Source organism: Sulfuracidifex metallicus DSM 6482 = JCM 9184 (assembly GCA_032834875.1).
Taxonomy (GTDB): domain Archaea; phylum Thermoproteota; class Thermoprotei_A; order Sulfolobales; family Sulfolobaceae; genus Sulfuracidifex; species Sulfuracidifex metallicus.
On record CP135238.1, the window covers coordinates 1,207,584 to 1,234,469 of the forward strand.

Here is a 26,886-nt window from a genome sequence, read left to right on the forward strand (position 1 = left end):
TTAAAAAAAATAGATAGAATAAAAGTTTCCTCCAATTTATATACATTTTAATTTTTAACCTTCCTCCAGCTTAGAGAATAGTAAAGCGTCCATTAACAGGATTCCTCCTGCAATGGAAAAGTCCACCGCGTAGCCTAAGAAGTGACTCACATAACCAGAAGTTAACGAGCCTAACAGAAGTGCTATTCCAACCACTGTACTATAAACCCCTAATCCAGTTCCTTGTCTTCTCTCTCCCACTACCTTAAATATCATTGTGGTTGAGGATGAGTAATAAAGAGAATAAGCGAATCCGGCAGCAAGTGGATAAAACAGGGAGTTTATAACTACCATAGCTCCCGTTGTGGCAAGCGTTGATATTCCCATTATAACATACGATAAACCTCTAACCAGCAAGGAGAAAGAAGCAACAAGTTTTTCTCCTCTTTCCTCTATAGCTTTACCTGCGAAGTAAAAAGTCAGGGTTTGAGCTACCATTCCCAGCGAAATCACGGCAAGGACTATTGAGCTACTTACTCCTAGAGTGTAAAGCCCTGCGGGATATACAGTGTTAAATAATCCACTACTGAAATAGAACGCTACTATTCCTAAGTACAACATCGGTATATAGTTTACCGGTCTTCTCCTCAGTCTCCTTATAGAGAACATTTTAAAGTGTGCTAATTGAGGTAAATGCAGAAAGAATAGAGGCAGCATTCTTATTCTGGTTGAGAAAGATTCCCTATGATGAACCATTGCGACTCTTTCGACCCTTATTGGAGACCTTGGAATAAGCTTTAGGCCTAGAATGAGAGAAATAATGGACAACAAACCCATTATTTGAATAACCAGTATGAGAGGAACGAAGTTAACCGCCACACTGGATATTATCAAACCCAACAACATGCCTATTGATGACACCATTGAAAGTCTGGAAAATGCGGAAGCCCATTTCTTCTTTTCTGCAGTTGCCATAATTAAGAGGTTCATTGGGGTACTTGCCGCGGTGCTAAAGAAGACCGATAACGCATAATCTGCAGAAACTAAAGGGATAGTATTCAGGAACACTATAGCTAAAAGGGAAGCTCCAGTTCCTGCGAAACTAGTCAAAATTAGGTACTTTCTACTGTATCTATCTGCCATCAAACCCCAAATTATAGAAGCTGGTATAAGGATAGCATTTCCCAAGGATATTGCTAAACCTACATTTATGGCGTTGCCGTGAAGACGAAGTATCTCAAGTGTGATCAGCGTGGATAGGGGTCCCGTAGATGCGTTGAAAGGCAAAGCGGTATACATCCATTTGAAGTCAGATTTCTGTTGAATTCCCATCTAAAGGAAAGGACGTTACTCCCTTTTTAAAATTATTTAATGTATTCCAAAGCTTTCAAATAGAGTTTAAATTATCCTACTAATGAAGAACATGATATAAAAAGATAGAGTTGACTACTTTTCCTTTTTCCCTTTTAGGTTAATGAGACATAACCTGCTCTATACTTTGTAATTCTTTTTCCCATCTTTTTTTCTCTTTCTTATCAACTCTCTATGTGGAGTCATTTACCCCTTTCTTCCTTTAGACACTGTTCTATTATCTTTCCATCGCTTTCCGGTATGGGTCTCTTCATGTTAGCTGGAGCGTTGCGTAGGTACTTTGCCACTTGGGATTTATCTTCGATGAAAACTATCTGATCAAGTATTAGCTTGAAATCGCAAACTCCTATGACCATAGGCTCTACCTTAATTCTATAGATGAATATTCCCTTGTTTCTGATCTTCTCTTCTGGATAAATGGGAGTTTCGTCCTTAAACCAATCTGATACAGCCTTCACTACCCCAACAAGTTTACCCCCATATTTCTTGGCATAGTACTTGCTCACGTAAATGACTAGGTAGTCTCCGTTCTTAATGTAATTGCTTATATCCTCCTTGTAACCGTAAATCCCTTCAGAGAGTATCACGTCCCACATGTCCTCTTGGATTGGTACGATCCAGTAAGTCACATGATGAGATATAAGATGAAAGTTATAAAAATAATGTATGAAGTTAGTTACGCATTACCTCTTCACTACTGGATTGCTTTCCCTGATTATGAGCATGTTCACGCCTTACTACTTGGTGTTGTCTGGAGTGGTAGCAATTGCAGGGAACTTGATCATAGACGGGCTGGGGCACAAGGAGGTACAAACCAGGAGAGGAACGATACCTACAAGGACTCCGTTGACTCACACCTATCCCCGTTCAGTGGTATGGGGATTACTACCTTCAATACCTTTTCTGCTGTTGGGATACTTTTTAGGGTACTACTTGTGGTGGTTGGCTGTGGCTTCAGTCTTGGTTGGTCCTTCCCACATGTTCTTAGATATGTTCACTGAGGCAGGGGTATACGTGAAAAAAGGAGGGAAGTGGAGGAGATATGCATTAGCTCACTTCAGATATAACAATCCCTCTCGCTAACGGACTAGCAGCGCTGGCTGGGGTATTCATGCTTTTAGCATCAATTCACGGCATTCATTACTATCATTATTATCATTATTACAACTATTATTCCTAATGAGATATTATACGAAAAGAGAAAAGTTTTTAAATATATTTTCTATTACTTTTAGTATGGGTTGTAAGAAGTGGAAGATAAGGTTCCTAATGAAAAAAGCCAGAAGTTATGAAGAGTTCATGGATTATGCTTTAGATAGCTTCAGTGACAAACTGTTAATGCTTATCTTGGAGAAATTGGAACTATTACAAGAAAATCCTTTCAGGTATGCTAGAGAGAAGCTAGGAAATGATATTTACGGAAATAACATGTTCTCAATAGAGGTTACGGGAGATATAAGGGTTCTTTATAGCGTTGACTCAAAAACTGTATCGTATTTATTTGGGAGGTTGGGTCTCATAAGAAGGCTTACGGGCGTTAGCCTTTTCCTTAGCTCTCTTTAATAAGTCCTCCTTAAACTTCTTAAAGTCCTCCTCATTCTCGATTTCTAGGAACTTATTACCGTACTCATCTTCAACAATTCTCATATGTATAAATCTCTCACAGAGGTTATTAAAGGTGCAGTCTAGAATAAACTCCCCAGTTAACTGAGAAAAAAAATCGATATTATGATTAAATATAGCATCATAAAAGAGACCTTCCTCTTATTGGAGTATATGGTATATAATATGCTATATACATTCTTCCATTTCTAAGGATCACGGAAAGTGTATCTGGTTTGTCTGGAGTGGTAGCAATTGCAGGGAACTTGATCATAGACGGGCTGGGGCACAAGGAGGTACAAACCAGGAGAGGAACGATACCTACAAGGACTCCGTTGACTCACACCTATCCCCGTTCAGTGGTATGGGGATTACTACCTTCAATACCTTTTCTGCTGTTGGGATACTTTTTAGGGTACTACTTGTGGTGGTTGGCTGTGGCTTCAGTCTTGGTTGGTCCTTCCCACATGTTCTTAGACATGTTCACTGAGGCAGGGGTATACGTGAAAAAAGGAGGGAAGTGGAGGAGATATGCATTAGCTCACTTCAGATATAACAATCCCTTCGCTAACGGACTAGCAGCGCTGGCTGGGGTATTCATGCTCTTTCTTTTCGTCTATCCACACACAGTTCTCTTCTTGAACTTTACCCACTAGAGAATAAGGATCTTTCTTCAACATGTAATGCCCTCCTCCGCCTCCTCTAGCTATAGCAACTATTTGTGATGCAATGCTTAACGCTATCTCCTGAGGCGTTTTTGATCCTAAATCTAGCCCTGCAGGAGAGTAAAACCTTTTCTTTATTTCTTCCTCCTTTATTCCGCTGTCAATCATCCTCTTAATTGCCAATGCTGCCCTATTCCTGCTTGCCATTAAAGCCACGAATTTTGCCCCTCCTTTTATTGCCATTTCGACTCCTGACACATCGTAATGCTTTCCGCCTTCGTTAGCTACAACTACGAAGGTATTCTCGTCTATCAACGTGGGAAGGAGCTTCATATCGTTAACGACATTTGCTTCAAAGGAATCATCAACGTCATGATCCCCTACAACCGTGACGGGATAATTCAGGAAGTTCATTAACGAAACTAAGTGTCTGGCAACCTTACCACTGCCTATGACTATTACGTTTGGATTTCCCTCTGCACAGTCTGTCATTATCTTCACTTTCATCCCCTGAATTTCTACTTCCTCTTTTCCCTCTAACGCAAAGGGATCTATCTCGCCTACTATAACCTTACCCTCTGATACAACGCCCCTCTTAACTTTTCCGTTAGGATATACCTCAGTTACGATGCAGAACTTCTTACCTTTTAATGACAGCTCCTCGATAACGGGATATATTTCACAACTGCTCATGAGAATTAATTTTGTGCTAGGAAGTATTTATTCATTCACCTTTCAAAGTTTATTAAAAGAAGAGAAAAAGTAAGATAAAAAGTAGAAACTTTTTAATTTTTTATAACAATTTATTATGTAAATATTGTTTCCTTTATTTTGCTCTTTTATGTCTCCGACTCAAGCTATCATTATATTTATTTATAATTAATATTTATGTTGTTAGATATAAGCTTCTAGCAATTTATTTATACTCAATGAATTAACCTAATTTAATGTCTATACTTCCTAGATTCTGATCTTGTTTCCTCCCTTGTTCCATGTAAGCAGAGTTGCAAGGACTACCGTGAGTGCTGTGTAACATAGAACGTTTCCCCAAAGAGCTGCACTTCCTATTCCAAACAAGGTGACTAAAGTTCCCATTACTATTGACCCAACTCCTCCCATAACTGAACCTAAGTTATAGGATAAGCCAGTTAATGCGGATCTCACTTCAACTGGAACCGATTCGATGACCAGTAAAGGTGCGAGGGGCCAGAATCCTGTAGATACAGTATATAACACGAGTCCTATTACCATAAAGGAGAACGTTTGTAAGACATGAATTAAAGGAAGCATCATAGGTATTCCAATCATTTCTCCAACTACTCCAATTATGATTAGCTTTCTCTTGCTTATGTAGTCAGCAACTCTACCGAAAACGATGAAAGATACAGCTAAAGCCATGTTGGAAGCAAACATTATCTCACCTACTAACGACTTAGAAATTCCCAAACTTTCAACAAAGTCAGGATAAACTGCAAACACTGAATAATAAGAGAAGAACATGCCAGATATAACTAGGGAAGCTCTAATTAGTACTCCTATATATTCCTTTACATTTACTTTAGTCTCAGCTTTCTTAGAGAATGTCTTTACGTCAGATACCTTGGAAAGAATTAAAGGTATTACAATTAAGGGAACACTGCCAGTTAAAAGGAACAACCTCCAACCTAATCCGGCCATGTGAGGGGAGAATACTAAAAACGATATTCCCGTCATGGCATACCCTACTCCATACCCAGCCTGAACTACCCCATTTATGAGACTCCTTAAATTCAGAGGCGCATTTTCGTACGCTATTACCGTGCCTGCAGTCCATTGAGCTCCCATCATTAAACCCTGAATGGATCTGAAAGCTAGAACTACAATTATGCTGGGTGAGAATGCTATTCCAGCTTGCGCAAGAGAGTATCCAGCGGTTCCCATGATTAGGACAGCCTTCCTACCGTGAGAGTCAGCATATTTGCCGAAAATGTAGCCCCCTATTACCCTGAATATTAACCCTAGAGCGAAAAGTAATGTACCTTCAGCAGTGTTCATCCCAAGGTACTTCGAGAGATATTCGTAAACATAGGTTATGATGAGTAGATCATAGATGTTACCTGCCCAAGACGAGAACGAGGCTAGTGTAGCGTAAATATACTTCTCCACATCAAAAGAAAAAAACTAAGGTAAAAAAGGATTTCTTTCTTTTTTTAGATAAACTGTTAATACCTAGATCGAGTTATTGTGGCAACCTAATAATGATAAACAAAAATTGGCATATAATCAAGAAAAAGTTTTTCGTTTAAATGGAGCGAAACGTGGACATAATGTTTAAAGAAAATCCTTAGGAAGAGGGCCTGATGAGGTAAAAAGCGAAATCGCTATACAGTATGTAGATAAACAAAACAACTAATATATTGTTTTGTCTTGGAATAAAGAAACACAGAGATCATCTTATCGCGACTAGTTATAGAATTTCTATACTTCAAACATACTTCCTTTATTCGAACATGTGTTCGGAAGGTTTTTATTTCCAGCCCATTATTTTAACTCGAAATGCAGTTCGTAAGGAATAGCTCAGGATTAGTGAAGAGGATTTCTCTCTTAGATGCTGTTATGTTAAACGTAGCCAACATGGGTGCAGGGCTAGCAGTTTTCACTGGAGTTTCTCCTTACGTTAGACCAGGCTCAGTCCTATGGATCGCATCTCTGATCACATTTCTTGCGACGCTTCCGCTTTCGTTGCTGTACACTTATCTGCTCATCAAAACCCATAGGACTGGAGGAGACTATGTTTGGCTCTCCCGATATCTAAACGGCAAAATAGGCTCCATTATGGGAATAGCTATAGCTTTCAATATGCCCCCTTATTTTGCTCTTTCAGCGTTCTTCTCCGTTGCCGCAATAAATTCCGTCTTAGAAACAGTGGGAATTAGCGATCATATAAGCGAGTTATGCTACCTTGCAAACAACATCTTCGTGAACCCATACGAAAACTTGACCATAACACAGGAGTGGCTTATTTATGGTCTAGCCGCAGTAATTTTTAGTGCAATCGTTGCAGTCAACGTATTGAAGCCAAAATGGGGTTTCAGATTAGTATCAGCTTTGGGAATATTGTCAGCTCTAGGAATCTTCCTTGCTATTGCTTCAATTCTCATAGCTCACGACTTTCATGCGCAGGTGATCAATGTAATGGAGAAGGAGGGAGTAACTCCTTCACCTTATACTGGCCCCTTCATTTAACTTGGGAGCGACACTTTTCATGATACCTTACTTCGCTTCGTTTGCATACATATGGCTTTACGCAGGACCAGCGGTATCAGGAGAAATGAAGAATTATAGGAGCGTGAAATATAACGTAATCTTGGGCAGCGTCTTAACTTTACTTATGATAACTTTGCCCTTCTATGTCATGGACTTGAAGGCAGGGTACTCATTCAATATGTCGCTATATCCATCTGGGACCTATAACTTCTGGACTGCAGCACTTTCGGTAAGTAACCCAATTCTTCAAGTTATAATAGGAGCTAGCTTAATCGCGTGGGAGTTCTTCGTAATGGCTTTTGGGGTAGTAGTATTCGCCAGATACGTGTTTGCATTTTCCTTCGATAGGCTTTTCCCTGAGCTGTTCTCAAGATTAAACAAGGAGGGGTCGCCAATATACGCACACATGTTAGACCTTGTGGTCACGATGATATTCCTTTTGTTCCCCATCGTTAGTCCAGAAGGAGTTCAGGCATTGTATAGTTACACTCCTTTGGCTATAGCTTACCTCTTTCTGATTGGAATAACCGGCGTGAGGGTAGGGATTAGAAACGGAAGTATAACCATATCGATTCTAGGAATACTTTCAGCTATATTAATGATCTTCATGGGTTATCAAGCCTTCATAAATCCCTACTTCGGAGTAGTGAGTGATGGTAAACCTTTTCTCCCTGGTATAGCATATATAGTATCTCTCATAGGATTAGGAGCAGTAATTTACATTATTTCTAGAACTATGAATTATAGGAGAGGCATCAACATAGATCTCAACTTCAAGGAAATCCCACCAGAGTGAGGTTGAAACCTAAATGAATGACTAAACCATACCTTAAATAAAATGTTTCCCATTTTTCTTTTACTTTTCTCATTCTCACTCTTTTTGTCCTAAGGGAGGTTAAGTGGGCGGAAGACCCTCTTCCGTGAGGGTATTGATTAGCCCTTATAATTAAATATCAGAGTCTACGATCTTCTGTTAATGCCGACGTAGGGTTCCGTTCCGTGCTTACGCTGACGAAGGAACGTTGAGGGCGTTGAAAGCCCAGTTGAGGTTAGCGTGTGAAGTATACAACACCCTATGCTGGGCAGACGCGTATTTTCACTAAATGGCTTGTGGAGCACAGCCCTCTACCCCTGGCAAGCTGTGGCTAGGAAGCAGGAAGCCTTGTCCGTGCGGGGTAATTCACCAGGTTAAACCTTTCTATTATATCCGTTTGAAGACTTAACGGAAGCGTCAGTGACAAGATATGAGGCGTAGAGCAATACGAAGAAGGATATCAGTTCCATCAAAGGAAATATGAAAGTTAACAGACCTAAAACGAAGGATATCAGGAAAAGTTGTCCAGCTCTTCTGAATTGGTTCCCGAATTCTCTACTCAATTCAAATTGAGTTAAAACTACTGAAAGGACGTTTCCCACCAAGAAAAGTAGGATTCCTCCAACAAGCAGGAAAGAGGCTACCATTATCCCATGAGATGTGACCAAGTTCACCGTCTCATTGGGCTTCACGTAGGGCAATATCTCATATCCGCCAGCTCCCACTAGGAAAGTGGAGATTATAGATACGTATACCCCTACTCTGTTTATTAGAGCTTTATCTTTTCTTATTAGAAATCCTGTGGCGTCGTAAAGATACCTCAAGGATAATAGCATCAATAGTCCACTAGCTACAGCTACGCCTTCTGCAAGAGTTCTGTTAAAGCTAATGACTGAAATTGAAGCTTGGAATATAAGGAAAGCCAAAACGTAATAAGAGGAGAAAAGTCTTAAGTTACTCATTCCCTTCATTACTTCGGGAGGAACTTCCGGTTTACTCTCTGCCTGAAACTTCACTACTGGAACGTTAAGGGGATATCTGCATTTCTCGCATAAATGAGCGTTAGGAGGATTCTCGTAACCGCACCTAGGGCACTTTCTATCTGTGTGTGGCTCTTCTGTGTTAGGAAATAGGGGATATCTGCATTTCTCGCATAAATGAGCGTTAGGAGGATTCTCGTAACCGCACCTAGGGCATTTCATTAACCCCATTTATGCACGACGAATAAAAAATGCTTTCAGACCTTGCCTATGCAGTGTTCGAAGTTTTCCTTGATCAAACTAAAAAGCTCTTCCATGTCTACCCCTAGGATTTCCCTTGAAGGTTTCTTGCATTGAGATAGCTCTTCTTCCACTTTAATTAAGTCCTCTTCTTCGGCGAAGAAATCGCCTGTTACCCTTACTTCGTGATCTAGGTATAGCACTACTGTCTTTCCTGCCCTTGATCTATAGACTATTTTACGCATAGGCTAATATATACTTCTTTCTAAGAATTGTTATATAAAATAGATAGTAGGTGGAGAAGACCATATTAGCTATGGAATTGCCATATCTTATTTTTTAACGTTTAGCTTTGATTATTAATATTATAAATCGTTCATGACATTTTTAAGAAGAAGAAAAGATTTCTTACATGCTACCAGAGGTTCAAGGAAGAAAACTAGATACCGCTTAACAATCTTAGGTCTTCAGCTGGGAATTATAAAAGGAGAAGGACGTATCCTCTAGAAATCAAGAACCATAAAGATCACTGTTCAATAGCAGTAGAGATGGTAGAATAATGATAAAAATTAACTGAACATGTAGAGTTATAGTGTTTTATATAAAAATAAAAAATTTTTATTTTTAAAAAGAGATTTATAAAAGTAGCTTAAGTTGTTAGATTGGGTTTGGTGGGTACATGTTTGGAGTGCTGAAGTACAGTACTACGTTAGTGTTGGAAGTGTTCATTAAGTCAGCTGGACTGTTTAAGCCTGGAACTATTACCTGAAGTCCTCCAACGTGGAATGCGTCGTTAAGAGTCTGCCATATTGGGTTATTTGCGTTTGCAGCTATTACAGCGCTGTCATAAGTTGTCATTGCGTGCTCCAATGAAGTAATGTTTGTCAAACAGTTGGCTGTAGGGTCTGTTAAGTTGCTTGGAACTACGTCCTGGCATTGACCAGTTATTGGGTTGGGCATTATGTTTGGATCCATAACTAGTACAACAACCAAGTACCAGCCTATTGAGCTGTTTCCTGTGCTTGTCGCTATGAGGTGTGTGTGTGCAGGGGTGAATAGTACTCCTTCGTCAGCGTGAACTGTCTGTCCGTTGCTCAAGGTTACGTTCAGTCCGTTCTTTATTCCCAAGTGCTGCTCAACTGCTGTGAAGTATGGAGAGTAAAGTAGGAAAGGATGGTCTACGCACATTAATGCTGGGTTTGAAGCTCCCATTCCTGGGCAGTTGGTTAATACCACGTGAGTTGTGCCGTTGTAGGTGAAGGTTGGGAATCCCTCAGGGGTTGCGCCTAAAGGTTGATATCCGAATATGGATAGCCCAGCGTATGCAGGGGTCAAGACGAATAGAGGCAAAGTGCCAGAAGGTACTACGCCAACTCCAACCTCGCAGTCAGTGCTCTGCTGTTCCTGACCTGGAAGTCCGCTGAATAATGACTGAACTGAGGAAGTGTTCTCACATGCGTAGTTTGCTGTGTAATGTTGAGTTATTACCATGTTGTTGTACAAGGTTCCTGAGTCGTTGAGCAGGATTTCGTCGCTTGGAGGCAATGAAGTTACGGTAGCAGTTTTTGTAGTAGTAGTAGTGCTGGTCACAGTAGTAGTTACGTTAGCTGTTGCAGTAGTAGAAGAAGTTACGGTTGTAGGAACAGTTGTTGTGCTTACACTAGTCACAGTAGATACGCTAGTAGAAGTAACTGGAGCAACTGACTTAGTAGCGTAAAGACCAAAACCTATAGCTGCTAATATTATTAATATTACTATAACAGCTATATAGACAGTTGTTGAAGCCGCCACGCTAACTTTTCCTTTTCGTTTACTAATATAAGGCTTCATTAATATAATTGATAGGTACTGGTTTATAAATTACTATTAAATGAATAAACTTTTAAAGAGGAAGGTAGGAGTATAAAAGCTTTTATAGAACGAATATCTAGAATATGCTTAAATAACATCTCTTCAATAATAGATAATAAGTGACACAATGCAAGTTTATATGACGGTGAAAAAGAAGGATATTCAGATATTTGCTGATCCTGTAAACCAAAAAATTGTAGAACTTCTGATAAAGAATGAGCTTACTCCCTTAGATCTTATGAAGAAGCTTAACAAACCAATATTGGCAGTCTGGAAGAGGGTCAATGACATGGAGAATGCTGGTATTATTAAGTTCGTAAGGCAAAAGAAAAAGATAGGTGGGCCAGTGCTTAGAATTTATAGATCTAGCGCTGTAATCTTCATAGATGAGGATTTCTCGTTCTTAAATGGGAGCATAATTCCAGTGGCTTCCGTATGGAAGGATTTAAACCGCGAAATATTCAAGTACATTGATGATAATAACGAGATACCCAACGGAATTGATCCTATAGATTATGCATCTCTGGTTTTCATCAAATCCCTTAAGATAGTTATGTCTAAGCCAGACGAAATATTGAGGAAGCTTTCAATGCTAGAAGAGAGTGCAGAAAAGGGAATAAAGGACATTAAGATGAAAGGTCAATAGATTTTCTCTATCCTATATAATTAAGTTAATTATAAATACTCAAAATTTAAGTTCATGCAATTGGAAAACGAATTAAGAAAAAGATTGCACTTTAGCAACTTAAATTTTGTTGAATCCTAACCTTTCCTTAACTACGTTCCGTATGTCGTAAATGAAAATGTTGTCATGAGGACAATCGTCTATACATTCACCCACTCCGATGCATTTGAAGGACTTGAACTCGCCTTTCTTAATAAAGGAAGATCTCATATCAGTTAAGCCAACAGGACAAGCCTTTGCACAATCCACAGTCTTACATGTAAGGCAAGTACTTGGGTCCTTAACCTTGAGTTTAAACGGACCTAAATATCCGAACAATTGATTGAAAGACCCCCAAGTGCATATTCCGTGATTTACGCAGGCATAGTTTCCGAAGTATGGCATGAGCAAGAACTGAACGTACCACAAGAAGTTGAAGTATAAAATAACGTAAAATACCGTAGGATCGTTACCTAAGATTGATACGTCAGTTACTCCTAGATAATTTAAGTAAGAGAGAATTGCTGCAGCCAAAAGTGAGCTCCAAGTAGCCCACATTATAGCCTTATACCATGTGGCTAACCTAGAAGTTAAGGTCTTCCTTCCTAAGGTGGAAGTTCTGTTATATCTCTTCATGCTGTCCATAAAGGGTCCCTGTAACATGTAAGGAGCAGTACAGGTTACCGAACATATCTGTCTAGATCCGAACATGTAAGATATAGCAGAGGTAACTGCGAAGGTTCCAAGTATTCCAACTAGTAAGGAAGGTTCTATTCCTCCATATGTACCTAAGCCGTTGAACCACATATAAGGTATGTATTGAACGCTGGAGGAGATGGGTGAGAAGTCTGGTATATACGTGGAATACACAAAGTAAGCCAAGAGCATTAATCCCATCCTCACTCTATTACTTAACTTTTTGATCTCTTTCATTTTATATAATACAACGGTTAGTAATCCTAGACCAAATACAACTGAGAAATTTGAAGAGCCAGTTATTCCTGCAACTATTGATATCAGATCAAAAGGAAATAGATAAACTGGAAATAAACCAAACGCCGGAGAAGGGGTGTTTCCCGTGAAGAAACCGAACAGATAAGACAACGAAAGGAACGAGGCGAAAGATGTTACAAGGAAAGTAAAGGCAACTCTTCTATCCCTTATGTAACTTTTTACTTGTGGAGCTTTTATCACAAAAGTGAGAGCTAAAGGAAGATCCAATAAGGATAAATATCTCAGTGTAAGCAGCGATACTAACGCTATAAAGGATGACGCTAGTAAAGTCAGTTCTAGCTTAAGTTCCTCTCCAGTTCCTTTGTTCCTGTTTATATAGGCTGAGTTCATTAATAGACCAAGAGATATCCCTGCAATTAGAGCATAAATCCAGCCTAGAGACGTAGCTGTTAGAGAGCCCATTGCGACTGCCGCCAATGAGAAATATCTTGAGAATAATGTGAATAAACTGGAATTAGCTCCCATTTCTATCAAAGGGAATTAGAAGGGAGGACAAAAATAAGCATTTACCCAATAGTTTTAAATTATATGGCTCATTCTAATCTATAAATTATATCTTAAGTTTAATTATTCTATTCAATTATACGTAGGAGGAACCATCTTATGTTCCCTCCATAATTTAACCTTCTATGTGTACAAAGTCATAAGTGGACTTCAATGCTTTCTTGGAATTAGACTATGGTAATTTATTACATATAAGAGACGCAATTCCTAAATAACAGAGAAAAACCTTATCACTCATATTTTGTAGGCTAAGCGTACACAATGCTAAACCATTTTTCTATATGAAAGATATCTCAAGGCTCATGCAGAATTCACTTGATGAAAAAGTTATCTCACCTAAAACATTTATATTATCATGTAAAATAATCAACTTCATGCCAAGGAGACAGAGCAAGAAGAAGTTTTACCTGACGGGGTTTCTGATTATAGCGATAGTAATAGGTGCTTACATTTATTCTGGTTACGCTTCAGAACAAGGAATGCTAGAGAAAATAGGAAAGCCTATTCCATCTTCCTATTATTCTGTGTTCAATTCAGTTTCTGGATATTACGGATTACCTAACACTTCGTACAGTTCGATATTCTATAGAATTAACGGAACTCAGTTCTTTCCTAATCAGACTTTTCCCCTGACCGTTCATCATAAACTCCTTATAGTCTACGTTGGGGCAGAGTGGTGTCCTTTCTGTGCAGCAGAAAGATGGGCTCTTGTAATAGCTCTTTCAAGGTTTGGCGAATTCTCTAATCTGCACTACATGATGTCGTCTCCAAATGACGTTTTTCCTAACACGCCAACTGTAACTTTCTATAACTCTACATATACCAGCAACTACATCTGCTTCCAGTATTATGAGTACCAGAATAGATCTCACGATGCCTTAATGTCAGTGCCTCAGAACTACTCCTCTGTTTGGAAGGACTTTCATTCCTCAATTCCTTTCATAATTATAGGAGGAGAACTAGTACAGAACGGTAGTTCGGTAAATCCAGGATTAATTAACGGACAGAGTTGGTCTTACGTAGTTTCACAATTACAAGGAAACACGCAGTTCAGACAGCAAGTAATAGATTCGGCTAACGAGATTACTGCTGCTGCATGTTCAATGGATGGAGGACAGCCTTCGAGCGTATGTAATGAACCTACAATAAAGGACCTAAGCCAGCTGCTTCAGCTAGAGTATTTCGGAGATCAAGTGATAGGGTGAAACTCTACTATAATGCATATAAAAAGAAAAATTATATAAATACAAAAATAAAAGGGAGAGCGCTTAAACTTTAGGTAAAAATCAAAAATTATATTTATGTTAAATAGGAAAAACGATATGTTAACCATAGGAGATCTATTTCCTGACAACTTTCTTGGTTCAGCATTTCAGTAGAGTAACTCTTTTTAAACATATATTTCCTTTTTCAATACATGATAGATCTAACTTTAGATGGATTCGACCTGACTTCCTCCCCGCCCTGGAAGGGCGAGGGTTCCCCTCCAGAGGGTTCATAGTTCCCACCATCGATTCGGGATTACATCTCTCATTTGGTGGGCAGTCGAGTGGCTCAGAGAACCACTCCCATTTGGACAGAGTGGGTAGGGGACTTTCATTGCTGAGCTCTAGTCCCTTGAAGGAAAAGGAAGATGATGGTTGCTCCTCTCACAGTCCCATTAAGCCCCCAATCGAGCTGGGGAGGAGCATCGTTAGCGTCACTAAAAGATTTTTGAAAAAAGAAATATTTAAACCTTTTATAAGGGGGCTATCCATCCCCGCCTTAAAAGGCGAGGCTTTCCGCCCCCTTAACCCCCTTCTCTGTAATTCATGACATTTACGGAAACCTTTCAGGAGTCAAAGTGTTCGTAGCGGGTAATCAGTGGTTCGTAATAGAAGACTTGATATCTAAGCTGGGCAAAGTTCTTGTTGAGACCCTTCCGCCAGGGGTAGTGATGAAGCAAGTTATGGGTGAACAAGTCAAGATAGGAAACTTAGTAATTGACGTTAAACCAGACGTTGTTTCTCTTCCCCCTTCAATGATAAACCAAGTAAGTGATCTAGTGAAGAACAAAATAGACTACGTGGAAAACGAAGTGGTCCTAGCTACTAACGTTCAATTAAAGGATGTATGTGACCTTATGGGTTTAAAAATAGCACTTCCTAATCCTGAGAACGAGGGAATAGGCCAAATCTTTAGAGAAGTCTATGAGGAAACATGTGGAGACTACGTCTCACTTAGGGAAAGAAGTTACGTTACCAAGGTACATCACAGGGAGACCCCTAAATTGATGAGAGAAGGCATGGTTGACGCTGGAGTAGTTTGGAAGACTGAGGCTATCAAGTGGGGATTTAGAAGTGTAGGAACAGGAAGAAAGGGAAAGTTGTCCTTTGCTTTAACTAAGTGGTCCGGAAAAGAGGCGGAGGAAGTAATGAATTTCTTGCTTTCCGAAGATTCCAAGAAAGTTTATGAGAGATATGGATTCAAGTGGATAGCTTGAAAAGCTACTTTAACAATGTAAAAGTACATGATGAGCCGTGTTTCACGTGAGTGGTGAAGAGAAAGACGCTCCTGATTTAAAGGTAGTGATTCAGATAGCGGAGAATCCAGAAAAGGGAATAAATTCCGTGTTGAATCTACTCAAGGAAATGAAATTCAAGGAGGTAGAAGTAGTTTTCCATCAAGAGGCCATAGAAGCAGTTTTGAATCCTTCCCTTGTATCTACGCTTTCTCCAGCTAGGGTTGTTGCTTGCAGAAATTCCTTAAAGGCTAAGGGGATAAATGAGGAGAAACTACCTCTTGGAACTATCGTAGTTAACGCTGGAGTTGCAGAGATAGTAAAGAGGCAGAGTGAGGGCTGGATATACCTTAGAGTTTAAACATCATTTTCATGGCTTCGTCCGTAGGATTTGGCAGGGAAAGGATTGACCACATTATTAGCTTTTCTATTATTATTATTATTTTGTTTATTTTCCCTTTTTACTTTCCTCTTCGTTCTTTCTGCAAGATTTTGTTTCTTAATTTCCTCCACTCCTCTTTGTCTTCTTAAAGCAAAACTCAGCCTCATCCAAGTGTGATGTATCGTTTCACGTTTTTTTTGCTCTACTTACTTTTTGTATCGTTTTTCTCTTTAGTATCGAACTTGAACTTTACCCTTCCTTCATCTAAGTAGATCTTTGCAGAGAACTTCTTGCCGTTCTTACTAATGAAACCTTTAGCCTCAACTTCTTTTCCTTGGAAAAGGAGAGAAGCTTGTCTTTCAGTTATCCTTTTACCTAAAATCGTCTTCCAGACCACCGATTTACATGAAGAGCATTTCCAACCCTTATAGAATTCTCTCACATCTCCCCCGCATTTGCACTTTAAGGGAGCTTTGATTCCCTTAACTTTGATCTCCTTCTTTTCTATTCCTTCGGATTTCTCACTTTTATCCCCCAAATCCTCTAGTTTAGGCATGAGAGTCTTTAGTTCACTCCTCACAAACTCCTTTATCTTGCTCACGAACTCCTGATATCCCTTTTCCCCCGTATGTTGTAGGTAAATTCCCTCGAGAAGTTTCTCCCATTCACCCGTCATTTCAGGACTTGTAACCTTGCTATCCTTCAGCTTCTCTATAAGCTCCCTACCCTTCTCGGTGGAGACTAGAAGCTTTCCTTTCCTTGTCAAGTATCCTCTGGAGAGCAGGGTCTCAAGTATGGAAGCTCTAGTTGCTGGGGTGCCCAATGAGAGCCTTTCCATCTCCTTTAGGATCGATGAGTCGGTGTAATGTGCAGGCGGTTTAGTGCTCCTCTTCTCCGAGGACACACCAGCGTTCTTTACCTCGTCCCCTTCCCTCAATTCAGGGAGTGGGTTTTCCTTTGCTTCATACAGTGACATCCATCCCAAGGAGATGTTTCTTTTCCCGTGGGACACGAAGCTTTCCCCGCCTAGGCAAGTTATGACCCTCGTAGTCTCATAGACGTAATCGTCCATGAACGTGCCAACGAACTTCCTGTAGATTAGGTAGTAAACCTTTTTCTCCAAGTCATTACCATTTTCGAACTTGTCCAATGGGATGATAGCATGATGATCCGTCAACTTGGAGGAGTCGAATACCCTTTTTCCTACCTTATAAACTCTGGGTATAAGCTCTTCCTTACCAAGCTTCCTCAACACGGAAATTACAAGTCCTCTGTTGCTTTCCCCCATGTATCTTGCGTCTGTCCTAGGATAACTTATTACCTTATACTCTTCATAAAGTCTCTGTGCAATGTCCAAGGTTTTCTTTGCTGAAAGTCCGTACAAGGAGTTAGCTTCCCTCTGCAGGGAAGTAAGGGAGTGAAGCAGAGGGGGCTTTTCTCTTTTGGTTTCCTTAATTACTTCCTTAACCTTCCCATACTTGACTGTAGATAACCTCTTCACTATTTCCTCCGCCTCCTCTTTATTCAGTCTGGTAAATTCCGCCCCTTGGTCATCGATGAACTCTTTGTCCTTAAGTTTGGATTGCCTCAACAAATATCCAACGTATTCTTCCCTTCCCTTAGCGAACTTAGCAATTACAACGTAATAGTCTTGTGGTTTGAACTCATTGATTTCCCTGTCTCTCTTCACTATCATTGCCAAGGTGGGCGTCTGTACCCTTCCCACGCTCCAGACCTCTTTGTTTTTGGCCTTTAAGGTAACCAACCTTGTTAGGTTTATTCCCACTATCCAATCGCTGTGTTGTCTCGCTAATGCACTAAAATAAAGATCGTCGAACTGGGAGGAAGGTTTAAGGGAAGAGAACTCCCTTCTCACAACGTCAGGAGTTAGTGCTTCAGAGGTCCATAAACGTAAGGTTTTCCCCTTATATCCTGCGTTTTCAAGGATTTCCCTAACTATAAGCTCTCCCTCCCTTCCAGCGTCGCCGCAGTTAACTACAACGTCGGTTCTCTCCAGGAGTTTTTTTATCAAAGAGAAATGGGATTTCTTGCCATCTATAACCTTGTACTTGAACCTCTCCGGGAATATTGGGAGATCCTCCAAGCTCCACTTTCTGGGAGCTATGGAGTCATCTATTTCAAGAAGGTGACCGTATGCCCACGTGACCACGTAATCCCCAGCCACAACGTAACCATCCTTCCTTTCAACCTTTCCTAAGCTCTTGGCTATATCCATAGCAACAGAAGGCTTTTCCGTGATCACTAATTTCATGTAGGTTAAAAACGTAGGCTAGCTTAAAGGGTTTTCAACAATTTCCCCTGTATCATTTACAAAAACTCAAGATCGTCAAAAAAGGTTAGAACATGTGGAATATAAATACGAAAGATATGAAAATGAGGTTTTTATCTCACTTCTCCTTTTTCTAAGACTTGTGGCAAAATACTTGTCTATGAAAAGCTAAAAACAAGTCTTCCTATAATTTCAATACGGTAATTCACTTTGACTGTAAGATAGCCTCCTTTTTCACAACCTCATCAACGGGCTTACTATATCTTCCTAGTAGTCCCAAGAGCACCAAGACTATTGGTATTAGCACACCGAAGAGGTCCTTTAGACCAATTAACTGAGCTATGGCACCTGCAGCTGAAGGCGTTATTACTCCAATCAGCATCATAGTGGCAAAGAAGACACTGTTGGCTGCATTCCTCTCGTTGGGATTAAATGTCCTGCTTATGGAAATTATTGACAGAGGATACGTTAAGCCATGAGGTATACCAAGGATAAGCAAAGCAATAGCAAACGTGTAAACGTTTATCCCTCCGAGTATCATGAGTAATCCAATCACTGTAATGGATACTGCTGCTATAGCATGCTTCCTTACGCTTTCGGGTGGTCTAATTGACAAGTATATTCTAGATAAGAAAGATGTTGCGAAAAACAGCGTGAATAGCCCAGTCACGTCCGCAAAGGATACGTGAAATTGATCTACGGCATAAATTCCACCGAAGGCAAGTATTACAGCGAAAGGAATGTTATATGCGAGAATATTAACTACCGCGGTCTTAAAGCCTGGGTTTCCCAACACGTCCACTTTCCTTTTGTTCTCTTCCTTCTTTTCCTCTGGGAACTTTATCAAGAATGAAAGTGCAGCAGCTAGAACACCAAAGGGAGCGAAGAACAGAAATACGTCAGGAATTGGGAACCTTGAAAGTATTGCGGTCTCGATTGCTGGTCCTGCAACTAGGCTTCCACTGAGTGCTAAAGTATAGATGGATAGAACCCTTTCCCTTGCTTTCCTATCCTCCAGCAGTCCTGCAGAGGTTATTATGTTAGGCATTATTGAGCCTAGAGTTATTCCCGCTAATCCAGTTACTAACCACAATGAGATCGGATCAACGAATCGGAACATTGGTAACACAATTGCATACCCTATCGACGAAGCTATGAAGAACTTCCTCCTGCTGGGCGAACTTAGTCTAGAATTAATCAATCCGCTGGTTATGAATGTTCCCAGTGAAAACAAAGCTGAAATTAATCCTACCTCTGTTTGGCTGAAGTGGAAATAGTAACGAGACAAAAGCGGTACTGTGGTCGATATCATGTTGTTAGAAGCTCTAATGGCGAAGGTCATGGTGACTATTACAACCAGAACTTCTATAAAGGAAATCTTTCTCGAGTCCATAGAATATAGGTATAGAAATGACCTATTAAAACTTTATTTGATAAATGATTACGGAGTACGTGGACAAAGACGATGTGTCAACGTTTTTGTTTGCATGACACGAATCGTATATGTAATATATTAAGGATTTATGTGTGTATATATATAAAAAAACTTACAATATATAATTATTTAGCAAAAAAGATAGGAGAAAATGAGGTAGCCTAAAAGTCAAAAATAAGGTTTAATTTTACGACTACCTTTGAAGATAGAGATATATCTTTTAGTTGTACTTATTTATATCATGAAAAAGTCGATTCCGCTGATCCCTGCAATTATCATCGTAGGAATTACTTTCGCCTTACGAGCATCCAACAACATGGTTATAACAACCCTTCCTCTAATAGCAAGATATGACTTCCACTTTTCCAGTATACTTATTGGCTTGGTCTCTTCCCTAGCAGCAATATTCGCTTTCATGTCGAGCGGTTTCGTAAACTCTAGGTTAAACTCTAGGTTAAGGAAGAAGTTCTTCGTGGGCTTCGCAATTCTATACGCGATAGTTTTCCCGTTATTCTATTTCTCGAATCCATACAACGTTTGGTTATTAGCCTCCTTTCTAGGCTTCGCCATGGGCCTAGTCATGCCAAATATAATGACTTACGCAGGAATGGCAGAAGATCAGAGGACAAGGGAGAGGATGCTTTCCCTTTACACTCTAGCATTAAGCACTTCTCTAATACTGGGCCCTTTCATAGAGTCAGTAGTTCTGCTTAAGGTTAACTTGTTTCAGGCGTTCTTAGTATTTTCAATTTTCGCAGCTATAGTTGCAGCATTCTCCTTTACTGTAAAGTTCCCTCAGGATTCGAAATTCCAAAGAGTTAACGTAAATGTATGGAGAAGGACAGGATTCAAGCTTTCCATTGCGCTTAACTTAATGTACGCCATTCCCTTTGGAATGCTCACAACTTTCGGTGGAATTTTCGCAGTAGAGAGCTTTAAGGCATCGTATTCCCTCGCTACGGCTCTTTTCGGTCTCTTCTTTGCTACCTCCTTCCTAGGCAGACTTCTGTTGACAATAAACCCGCCTAAGAATATTTGGACTCCAATATGGATTTCAGGATCGTTGACTATAATAGGCCTGCTAATGGTTTTCTTATCTCCCAACTTAATGTTTTACATTATAGCTCTCTTCATACTCGGTATACCCCACGGTTTAACATATCCTGTTTCACTCATTTCATTGTCCAGAAGCTTTTCTATCGAGGAAAGAAACGTGGCTAACAGCTACTTCTCTGCCATTATGATGGGTCTTTCTTCCTTCATACCTGTTATAATATCATCTGTAGTGAACTTTTTTGGAATAAGGGACTCGTTCGCATTGTTATTACCAGTCTCCGTGGCTTTCTTTGTTATAGTAGTTTGGATATACTTTAACGAACGATCCCAAGCCAAGGAAAGAAAGCAAGTCATAACTAGGTGAAACCTTAAGGATGAGTTGGCAAATTTTTCACGTGCAAAGTTACTATACGTAAATTCACGTTTAGAGCGTCTTATTCATCACGTAAATGCCAGACATTTTCATGAACTCTTATACAAAAGTTATTTTCCACCAACATATTTTAAGTCATGGAACTCTTAACCTTCCCATTACGTGAAAGGTTCATCACCATCTCTTCCGCCCTGTATCCTGAAGGCATCTCAGAGATAAACAAGGTAGTTTTAGCAATAGTTCCCCATGACTACGAAAGCCTGACTCCAGTTGAGGACGTAATGTCAATTTGCAAATGCGAGAAATCCCTGGTTTTTATGACTGCTGCAAGGAAGTATAAGATGAAAGATTTAGGAGATTTCTACCTTTTTATGAGTGCTGGAATAGGGAGAAGCGGAGAACACGCAGGTAGAACCATAAACGTAGGAGTCTTCCTGCGGAGGAATGCGTCTATAAACGCCATGGTTGACATGGTGAGAACAATTACAGAGGCTAAATGTTCTTTCCTAATGAAGATGGGAATAACTGGGACTGCAAGTGATGCAACAGCAGTCGGAATCTCGGGAGGAAAGAGGGAGGACTTTATGGGTCCCTCAACGGAAATAGGCAAAATGGTTTCCAGGGAAGTGATACGAACTCTTGCTGAACTTCTTGAAGGATAAGTTAATGTAGACGTTTTTATTCTCTTTTCCCAAAAACCAAGAAGAGAGTTCTACGTTGATAATATAAAAAAGTGTTTATTAACTATAATATTATAGTATTCATCTTTCTCAAAAGAGATCCTGTCCTTACTGACAGTGTAGTTTATATAATTATTATTATGTTCAATGCAAAAAGGTTTAAACGTTAATGCTTCCTCCTTGATAGGCGAAGCAATAGAACAGTTATCCTTCTAGACGATCTCAGCTTTTCTTAAGTAGCCTACCCATAACTAATCCAGAATATATTATGGGAACTATGAATCTTTGGATGTAACTCTCGCAGGGGATGGAGGAAGTTAGTTAACTGAACTTCAGCGACCTAAATATTAAGTCGTGTACCTTCATGGAGAAAGTCCTCATGACTCCGTAACCAGCTGGAGAAGCCTGAAGCATTCCAGCGTAATCCTCCATTCCTATTTCCTTCAATGCGTCCTCATCCGCTCTCATTGCGACCTTTGTGTTGGTTAACGTCAGAATAAGTCTGTTCAGATCTGTAGGTCTATGAGTAGCGAGCACTGTTCCTATTCCCCTAACTCTACCCAACCTTAGGATCCTGTTTATGAGTCTCTCTAATCCTTCCTTATCTTCTTCCCTCCTTCCCTGCGGAAAGTACTCGTGAGCTTCATCAAATATCATCAGGAAGGGTGTCTCCTTACCCTCTGTTTTGTAGATTTTATCCACCCTTTCGAATATTCTTTGAGATACCAAGAAAGCCGATATTGTAGCACTTGACGTACCTTTCTCCAAGGCCCACCTTAGATCTATAACCGACTTCTGCTTCATTACCTCCTCATAGTTTGGCTCTCCGAAGAAATCCCTCTTACTTCTTCCTTTAGTGCCAGGTATTTTCACGTCAATTATACCGGTTTCTTTCAATAGACCCACAGTTCTTATTATGCTATCCTGAGTTAACTTGTGGATTCTCATCTCATTCATCATGTCGGAACAGTCCTCCTCCCACTGATCTATGGTAGTGATACAATCTCTGGTTATGGCCTTAAAGTACGAAGCCCCCTGAGGTGTGAAGAATGGCGAGACGTCAGGAAGGTACTGGTAAATTTCTGATAGCAAGAACGCCGTTAGATAGAGCGTGAACTCATTACCAGCTTCATTTCTCATCACAACCTTGTTTCCGTTAAGTTCCTTAGGCATGTAACCAAGCATGTTAGTTCTCTTTAGGAAGATATCCAAGAATTCGATTATTTCGAGATTGGCATATTCCCTCGTTATTGGGACTACCACTGTCCCTCCCATCTCAGCTACTGTCTTCACGTAGTCTCCTTGAATGTCAAAGACCATAGTGGGCACTTCGCTGTTTTTAGCTATGAGCTTCAGGAAGTTGGTCTTTCCAGCTCCCGTAGTTCCCACGACTAGCATATGATGTCTTAATATGTCATGAGTTAACCTTACTTCAACCCTAGTCTCCTTGTAACCTTCCATGACCCTTCCTATCTCTGTTCCTTTCTCGGGTAGACCTAGCATCTTCTTTATGAACTGTTCGTTAGGTACAAAGATGGGACTTTGTGGATCCACTGGAGACGATGGAGGAACAACCTCACCGTCAACTTCCTCCGAAAGTAGCTCTATTGTCAATGCCAGATAAGTAGCAATTCCAGACGCGTCCTCTATGGGCGAAAGTGCAGGCACCTTAGACACAGCTAGTATATCGCTCCTCTCCACAGCGTTAACCCTTCCCAGAACTAAAGTCTTGGACACGGGTAGAGATATTCCCAAATAGCTCCCTACCAGAAACCTCTTCTTAAGGTAGACCTCAAAGGGAACTTCCGCCTTGATTTCTCTGTTATCCTTTCCGTGTGAAAGCGGGGTAACTCTTGAGGCTAGTCCAACTACTTCACCCGCTGAGGAAGCCCTTGTCCTAGCTTCCTCGATAAGTTTTCTCACTTGGTTATCCAGATCTAATTCACTTTCCAAATTCTCCAAGTTAATCACCTAAATCTCGACTTGCCTCCAAGTATGTGTTCCAATCTTCGTAATTCACTCCAAGGAGACTAGAGGCATGGATGAAAGAGAGTACGTAAACTGAAGCGCTCAACCTCTTTGACATCTTGTCCGCTACCTCTATGAAAGTAGGAATTCCCCTTATAGATACGCTGTTCAAAGACGTCTTCACTCCACTGCAAAGAAGCTCCCTATTAACACTCTCTACTCTGAACACGCTGTCCCTAAGTTTAACGTAGACCATATATCTTCTAACTGTGGTTCCCTTCAGGTTCACCTCCTCCTTAAACACCGAAGTTACGAACTTGCTCTTTCCTTTTCCCATTTGCTGAACTATAACGTCGTCAGTGGCTCCCACCAGTGAACGATAATTCCTTTTGACATTCTCCTCCCTGGAAAGCTTTCTTGTAAAGTTGAGCCTCTTCACCACTCCAATTAGATTAGACCTATCCCTCCTGGAGGCTAATTCTTCAAACGCAGATTTGTAAGGCTCACCGACCATTTGGAGGTAAGGGCCGGGCACTATTGGTCCATCGACGATCACCGGTCTAGTGGATTTATTTATAACCATGTTTTCAAGCGAAATTCTTAACTCGTCAAGGATATTATCGTCCTTGTAGTCATAGTTGTAAGGTACACCGTTAACGTTATGCGTCGCTAAAACGTTACCAAGTGCTTCTTTGACCTTAGTAATCACTGCCTCTGATCCCTTCATAGCAAGGAAGGGAACAGTGTCGTCCGTTGGAACCATTATGTGCTTTCCACCTTCGTTAGCATAAAGTGAAGCCATATGTATGTTAGCTCCTCTTACGCTTATTGTCCTAGAAGATGTGTCTAAGTAAGCGAAGTTTTCAAGGGGAGAACAGTCCTCCAGTTCGCCGTCATAGTACAATGGGGTACTGTCCTCGAAGTTAGAAGTAGGTAAAACTCCTAAATAAGGCTCGTGTCTGGAGACTTCGGATAGAACCCTCATTAATCTCCCAATCACGTTGTCAACGCCCATACAATATGTTGTACTAGATTACATTAAAAAGATTGTGTTTTTAGCTATCAGGAGAGTTAAAGTACAAGTTTGTCATTTAAAGGAAAGAGAATTAGCTGACTTCCTCCCCGCCCTGGAAGGGCGAGGGTTCCCCTCCAGAGGGTTCATAGTTCCCACCATCGATTCGGGATTACATCTCTCATTTGGTGGGCAGTCGAGTGGCTCAGAGAACCACTCCCATTTGGACAGAGTGGGTAGGGGACTTTCATTGCTGAGCTCTAGTCCCTTGAAGGAAAAGGAAGATGATGGTTGCTCCTCTCACAGTCCCATTAAGCCCCCAATCGAGCTGGGGAGGAGCATCGTTAGCGTCACTAAAAGATTTTTGAAAAAAGAAATATTTAAACCTTTTATAAGGGGGCTATCCATCCCCGCCTTAAAAGGCGAGACTTTCCGCCCCCTTAACCCCCTTCTCTGTAAAACTCTCATACTACATGAACGTCCTTTGTGACATCCTTATACATGAGGTCTATCATCATTTCAGTGCTGAGAGTTTGATATGCACATTAACGCACATTTAATTATTTGCTAATGCATCTATTTTAATCTAATAGAAAATTCAAAAGAATAAATCTAGCTACTTTTCTTATGTTAAAAAGCTTATTCCTTGGTTTAATTTCTTATCTTTCCTCATGGTATCAATTAACAATTTTGAGAAATACAACAAATTTATGAGGTTACTTCTTCTCTCCGTAGCCTTGGGTGGATTTACGGATCTTTACGACACTGCTATCGTGGGAGGAGCGTCACTAACCCTTATAAAAAGTCTGAATTTGACAAGTGCAGAGTTCGGACTGTTCGGTGCTTCGACCTTCATTGGTGGGGCAGTAGGAGCGTTCAGCTTCGGATTGATTTCTGATAAAATAGGTAGAAAGAGGACTTTCGTCATCACGTTGCTGATCTTTATCGTGTCGGAGTTGTTGATCTCTGCCGTAACCAACTTCGCTGAACTCCTTGCTCTAAGACTACTTGTGGGTTTCGGAATAGGGGCAGACTATCCTCCTGCACTAACCATGCTCTCTGAGTATTCCTCTAAGGCTGAGAGAGGTAAATATCTCATAAAATTTCTCATAGTTTTCAGCTTGGGTGGAATGCTATCCTATTTCGTCGCTACGGCGTTGTTGCCATTCGGTCTGCTTCAGTGGAGATTGCTTTTCCTCACCGGAGCCATACCTCCAATAATCGCGTTGAGCCTAAGAAGGAAGCTTCCAGAGTCACCTAGATGGTACGCAACTAAGGGAATGATAGATAAGGCTAAGAGCGCAATGGAGGAAATGGGATTGATCCCAGACATCTCTCAATTTACTAAGAGGGAGCAGGAAATTGTAGATTCAAAGCTTTTCAGGATATTCCTTCCACTTTTGATATCTATCTTCTTTGTGAATATGTTGTTAAATTTACCATTGTCAGGTCTTGTTGCTCTAAACCCCATCCTGCTTTCAGCCTTAAAGATACCTGCAAATCTGGACTTAATCTTCTCTGGGCTAGCCTTCCTGGGAAGTCAGTCAATAGGTGCGGTGCTTGCATATCCTCTTTATGATAAGGTTGGTAGAATAAACATGCTTCTTATTGGCTCAGCTATCACAGGAGGGTCGCTGATAACCATGTCCTTCCTCGCAAGCCCATCTTATGCTTCATACTTGATAGTTCTCTTAGCAGTTGCAGGAGTGTTTGCGTCGTTTTACCTTCCAGTCATATATTCTTTAAGCACTGAAATATTTCCAACAAAAATTAGAGGAACAAGTCAAGGCATGGGAATCCTCGCCATAAGGATAGCCGGAATAATAGGAATATTCGGCGGTTCATTCATTACCGCAGCTTACGGCACTCACGGTCTCCTCTTAGTTTATGGTATAATAAACTTCATAGCGTTCTTGATAGCACTCTTCACGCTTCACGGAAAGATAAGGGTAGAAGGAAGGGAATTGGAGGACATCTCAGATGAAATCGTAGACAAGGGAGAATATAAAGAGAATGTGGAGGAAGAATCGTTAAAGAATGATGACAAAAAACGTGGAAATTGATTTTGGAAATTGAGAGATTTTTGCAATTACTTTTAAGAAGTTTTTAGCGTTTTTTATTTCTCTATCGGATTCCTTTTGTTTAATTATAAATAAAAAGTAACGTTATGCGTTTACATGATCTAATATTCTTTATCTTCTTTTAGTTATCTCTCTGTTTATCTCTGATGAAAGGTGATTCAAATCATATAAGGAGCGTT

At 40.4% G+C, this 26,886-nt stretch carries 22 protein-coding genes and 4 pseudogenes; 13 read left to right on the forward strand and 13 right to left on the reverse strand.

Translation table 11 applies throughout. From position 1 onward, the window contains the following. Window positions 1-54: 54 nt before the first annotated feature. Both RQ359_RS06745 and RQ359_RS06750 read right to left on the reverse strand, forming a co-directional pair. Window positions 55-1,305, reverse strand: coding sequence for an MFS transporter (locus tag RQ359_RS06745; RefSeq protein ID WP_054839357.1), 1,251 nt, complete (start codon window positions 1,303-1,305; stop codon window positions 55-57). A gap of 227 nt (window positions 1,306-1,532) precedes the next feature. Then, the gene (locus tag RQ359_RS06750) at window positions 1,533-1,979 is read right to left on the reverse strand and encodes an EVE domain-containing protein (RefSeq protein ID WP_054839356.1); all 447 of its coding nucleotides are present in this window, start codon (window positions 1,977-1,979) and stop codon (window positions 1,533-1,535) included. Between the two features lie 37 nt (window positions 1,980-2,016). Here RQ359_RS06750 and RQ359_RS06755 point away from each other — a divergent pair. The 3 genes and pseudogenes from RQ359_RS06755 to RQ359_RS06765 all read left to right on the forward strand — a co-directional run bounded on the left by RQ359_RS06755 (window position 2,017) and on the right by RQ359_RS06765 (window position 3,608). Further along, window positions 2,017-2,530, forward strand: a pseudogene (locus RQ359_RS06755) (DUF1286 domain-containing protein). A 56-nt stretch (window positions 2,531-2,586) separates the two neighbouring features. After that, a pseudogene (locus RQ359_RS06760) lies at window positions 2,587-2,891 on the forward strand (type II toxin-antitoxin system RelE family toxin). Window positions 2,892-3,188: 297 nt separating this feature from the next. Further along, window positions 3,189-3,608 carry a DUF1286 domain-containing protein gene (locus RQ359_RS06765; protein WP_156017249.1) on the forward strand — a complete coding sequence of 140 codons (420 nt, stop codon included), beginning with the start codon at window positions 3,189-3,191 and terminating at the stop codon, window positions 3,606-3,608. On the opposite strand, the gene RQ359_RS06770 is transcribed toward RQ359_RS06765, so the two are convergent. Then, window positions 3,528-4,310, reverse strand: a complete 783-nt coding sequence (locus RQ359_RS06770; protein ID WP_156017246.1) for an XdhC family protein — start codon at window positions 4,308-4,310, stop codon at window positions 3,528-3,530. The two genes, RQ359_RS06765 and RQ359_RS06770, sit on opposite strands and share 81 nt — an antisense overlap. Window positions 4,311-4,577: 267 nt before the next feature. Continuing rightward, window positions 4,578-5,762, reverse strand: coding sequence for an MFS transporter (locus tag RQ359_RS06775; RefSeq protein WP_338116995.1), 1,185 nt, complete (start codon window positions 5,760-5,762; stop codon window positions 4,578-4,580). A gap of 390 nt (window positions 5,763-6,152) precedes the next feature. On the opposite strand from RQ359_RS06775, the pseudogene RQ359_RS06780 reads away from it, so the two are divergent. Together RQ359_RS06780 and RQ359_RS06785 are read left to right on the forward strand one after the other, a co-directional pair. Continuing rightward, a pseudogene (locus RQ359_RS06780) lies at window positions 6,153-7,659 on the forward strand (APC family permease). Between the two features lie 226 nt (window positions 7,660-7,885). Continuing rightward, window positions 7,886-7,963, forward strand: a pseudogene (locus RQ359_RS06785) (transposase); the annotation flags it as partial. Window positions 7,964-8,051: 88 nt separating this feature from the next. Here RQ359_RS06785 and RQ359_RS06790 read toward each other — a convergent pair. The 3 genes from RQ359_RS06790 to RQ359_RS06800 all read right to left on the reverse strand — a co-directional run bounded on the left by RQ359_RS06790 (window position 8,052) and on the right by RQ359_RS06800 (window position 10,688). After that, window positions 8,052-8,879 (reverse strand): zinc ribbon domain-containing protein, encoded by an 828-nt coding sequence (locus RQ359_RS06790; protein WP_162308996.1) that lies wholly within the window; start codon window positions 8,877-8,879, stop codon window positions 8,052-8,054. Between the two features lie 35 nt (window positions 8,880-8,914). Beyond that, window positions 8,915-9,142: a hypothetical protein gene (locus RQ359_RS06795; RefSeq protein ID WP_054839259.1), complete on the reverse strand. Its 228-nt coding sequence runs from the start codon at window positions 9,140-9,142 to the stop codon at window positions 8,915-8,917. A gap of 412 nt (window positions 9,143-9,554) precedes the next feature. Then, a complete protein-coding gene (locus RQ359_RS06800) occupies window positions 9,555-10,688 on the reverse strand; it encodes a hypothetical protein (protein WP_420856770.1) in 1,134 nt (377 codons plus the stop codon). 187 nt (window positions 10,689-10,875) lie between these two features. Between RQ359_RS06800 and RQ359_RS06805 the strand changes: the two genes are divergently transcribed. Continuing rightward, window positions 10,876-11,394 (forward strand): winged helix-turn-helix domain-containing protein, encoded by a 519-nt coding sequence (locus tag RQ359_RS06805; RefSeq protein ID WP_156017238.1) that lies wholly within the window; start codon window positions 10,876-10,878, stop codon window positions 11,392-11,394. Between the two features lie 99 nt (window positions 11,395-11,493). Here RQ359_RS06805 and RQ359_RS06810 read toward each other — a convergent pair whose 3' ends face one another. Continuing rightward, window positions 11,494-12,891, reverse strand: a complete 1,398-nt coding sequence (locus tag RQ359_RS06810) for a 4Fe-4S binding protein (protein ID WP_054839323.1) — start codon at window positions 12,889-12,891, stop codon at window positions 11,494-11,496. A 413-nt stretch (window positions 12,892-13,304) separates the two neighbouring features. Here RQ359_RS06810 and RQ359_RS06815 point away from each other — a divergent pair, with 413 nt between their 5' ends. The 3 genes from RQ359_RS06815 to RQ359_RS06825 all read left to right on the forward strand — a co-directional run bounded on the left by RQ359_RS06815 (window position 13,305) and on the right by RQ359_RS06825 (window position 15,791). Next, window positions 13,305-14,135 (forward strand): DUF929 family protein, encoded by an 831-nt coding sequence (locus RQ359_RS06815; protein ID WP_162199601.1) that lies wholly within the window; start codon window positions 13,305-13,307, stop codon window positions 14,133-14,135. Between the two features lie 638 nt (window positions 14,136-14,773). Continuing rightward, window positions 14,774-15,412 (forward strand): molybdate ABC transporter substrate-binding protein, encoded by a 639-nt coding sequence (locus RQ359_RS06820; protein WP_338116994.1) that lies wholly within the window; start codon window positions 14,774-14,776, stop codon window positions 15,410-15,412. 46 nt (window positions 15,413-15,458) lie between these two features. Beyond that, window positions 15,459-15,791, forward strand: a complete 333-nt coding sequence (locus RQ359_RS06825) for a DsrE family protein (RefSeq protein ID WP_054839116.1) — start codon at window positions 15,459-15,461, stop codon at window positions 15,789-15,791. On the opposite strand, the gene RQ359_RS06830 is transcribed toward RQ359_RS06825, so the two are convergent. From RQ359_RS06830 to RQ359_RS06840, 3 genes are all read right to left on the reverse strand, one after another. Then, window positions 15,788-15,979, reverse strand: coding sequence for a hypothetical protein (locus RQ359_RS06830; protein WP_206338991.1), 192 nt, complete (start codon window positions 15,977-15,979; stop codon window positions 15,788-15,790). The genes RQ359_RS06825 and RQ359_RS06830 overlap by 4 nt on opposite strands. Window positions 15,980-16,014: 35 nt before the next feature. Continuing rightward, the gene (locus tag RQ359_RS06835) at window positions 16,015-18,084 is read right to left on the reverse strand and encodes a type IA DNA topoisomerase (RefSeq protein WP_156017230.1); all 2,070 of its coding nucleotides are present in this window, start codon (window positions 18,082-18,084) and stop codon (window positions 16,015-16,017) included. A 223-nt stretch (window positions 18,085-18,307) separates the two neighbouring features. After that, a complete protein-coding gene (locus RQ359_RS06840) occupies window positions 18,308-19,495 on the reverse strand; it encodes an MFS transporter (protein ID WP_156017227.1) in 1,188 nt (395 codons plus the stop codon). A gap of 283 nt (window positions 19,496-19,778) precedes the next feature. On the opposite strand from RQ359_RS06840, the gene RQ359_RS06845 reads away from it, so the two are divergent. Then, window positions 19,779-20,957, forward strand: a complete 1,179-nt coding sequence (locus RQ359_RS06845) for an MFS transporter (RefSeq protein WP_054839118.1) — start codon at window positions 19,779-19,781, stop codon at window positions 20,955-20,957. 146 nt (window positions 20,958-21,103) lie between these two features. Continuing rightward, window positions 21,104-21,628, forward strand: a complete 525-nt coding sequence (locus RQ359_RS06850; RefSeq protein WP_083477025.1) for an adenosylcobinamide amidohydrolase — start codon at window positions 21,104-21,106, stop codon at window positions 21,626-21,628. Between the two features lie 339 nt (window positions 21,629-21,967). On the opposite strand, the gene RQ359_RS06855 is transcribed toward RQ359_RS06850, so the two are convergent. Continuing rightward, window positions 21,968-23,608 carry an ATP-binding protein gene (locus RQ359_RS06855; protein WP_156017224.1) on the reverse strand — a complete coding sequence of 547 codons (1,641 nt, stop codon included), beginning with the start codon at window positions 23,606-23,608 and terminating at the stop codon, window positions 21,968-21,970. Window position 23,609: 1 nt separating this feature from the next. Next, window positions 23,610-24,629 carry a DNA double-strand break repair nuclease NurA gene (locus RQ359_RS06860; protein ID WP_054839117.1) on the reverse strand — a complete coding sequence of 340 codons (1,020 nt, stop codon included), beginning with the start codon at window positions 24,627-24,629 and terminating at the stop codon, window positions 23,610-23,612. On the opposite strand from RQ359_RS06860, the gene RQ359_RS06865 reads away from it, so the two are divergent. Next, complete coding sequence (locus RQ359_RS06865) at window positions 24,616-25,116, forward strand: hypothetical protein (protein ID WP_156017222.1); 501 nt, start codon at window positions 24,616-24,618, stop codon at window positions 25,114-25,116. The two genes, RQ359_RS06860 and RQ359_RS06865, sit on opposite strands and share 14 nt — an antisense overlap. A 181-nt stretch (window positions 25,117-25,297) precedes the next feature. Then, window positions 25,298-26,689, forward strand: coding sequence for an MFS transporter (locus tag RQ359_RS06870; RefSeq protein ID WP_156017219.1), 1,392 nt, complete (start codon window positions 25,298-25,300; stop codon window positions 26,687-26,689). Window positions 26,690-26,886 lie beyond the last annotated feature (197 nt).